This is a genomic window from Paenibacillus cellulosilyticus, assembly GCF_003182255.1.
GTDB classification, from domain to species: domain Bacteria; phylum Bacillota; class Bacilli; order Paenibacillales; family Paenibacillaceae; genus Paenibacillus_T; species Paenibacillus_T cellulosilyticus.
Genome location: NZ_QGTQ01000076.1, coordinates 1 through 1,140, shown reverse-complemented (window position 1 = coordinate 1,140; position 1,140 = coordinate 1). Strand labels below are relative to the sequence as shown.

1 protein-coding gene is annotated in these 1,140 nt (G+C 50.8%); it reads right to left on the bottom strand.

The window, feature by feature from the left end:
• Nucleotides 1–318: 318 nt before the first annotated feature.
• The coding region (locus tag DFQ01_RS30755) for a transposase (RefSeq protein WP_146216949.1) at nucleotides 319–1,140 on the bottom strand (822 nt) is incomplete at its 5' end.

Below are 1,140 nucleotides of genomic sequence, written 5' to 3'. Positions count from 1 at the left end.
CGATGGAATTAGGGCTGACAGTTGTTGATGACACAGTCGGGGTATGCAGGAACAGAAGTTGCGTTGATGCGCACTTCTCTTTAAGTTCTACTGCACGCTCCACTTGTCCCTTGGAGGTTCACCCTCCCATGTCTCGACGGGTCAATGCCCTTACATTCCTTCGTTGTACCTGACCAAGGCGTGGAGACCGATAGCGTTTAGCGGATGGGTCAATTGCCCTAACGGTTGCGGTACTCGGTTCTCTGTGCATACTTGTCGTTGTAGTCCCGCGAACGGGTCAGCATTCGTAAGATGGTGGACGGATACTGTTGTTCATTATTATGCTGCTATTACATCATGGAGCTGGCTCCGGTATGTTTCTCCTCGCTGAACCATGCCAATTAGGATACGTGCTAACTTGCCCATAAGTTTGAAGATGGAGGCCATCTTCGTCATTCCCCTCATTTGGTTCTGCGCATGCCATTTCTTGAAATCTGCGTTCTGTTTCACTAAATTCAATATTCCCATGTACAAGTACTTACGCAGCATACTGTCACCACGCTTGGAGAGTTTGACCTGACCCTTGTGTTTTCCAGACGTTCGTTCCGCCAAGTTGAGACCAGCACGACGCAGCAGCTGTCTGCCATGCGCATAGTGACGCAAATCACCCGCACAGCCCAGTAGACATGCGATGGTGATTGTGCCCAATCCATCTATGCTGCGTAACTGTTCCGTTAGAGGCACTTGCTCCAAGAGAGACTCAAGCTCTTGCTGCATCTCATCAAGCGTGCGTTGTGTTTGCTCGTAAAAAAGGATGAGGCGCAGGATTTCCTGGCGTGCTGCGTCGTTTGTATGCGACTTTCCGATGCTGTGTGCTGCAGCGTTCAGTAGTTCTACTGCTTTTGCTTTACCACTGACTCCGGCTACACGACGCATTCCTTGGTTCCGCCATCCTTCCATCACTTCCTCGGCATTTAAGTGCCGAAGATCGTCAGGCAGCGCAAAAGCTTTCAGCGTCGCCAGTGACCGAATACCGTTCCATTCCTGAAACACGCTCCGGAACTCAGGGAAGTACAGGTCGATCCAGCGCACGATACGATTACCCAGACTGGTAGACTGTCCGGACCAGTATTCACGGGTACTCATCATGGCTTTTATGCA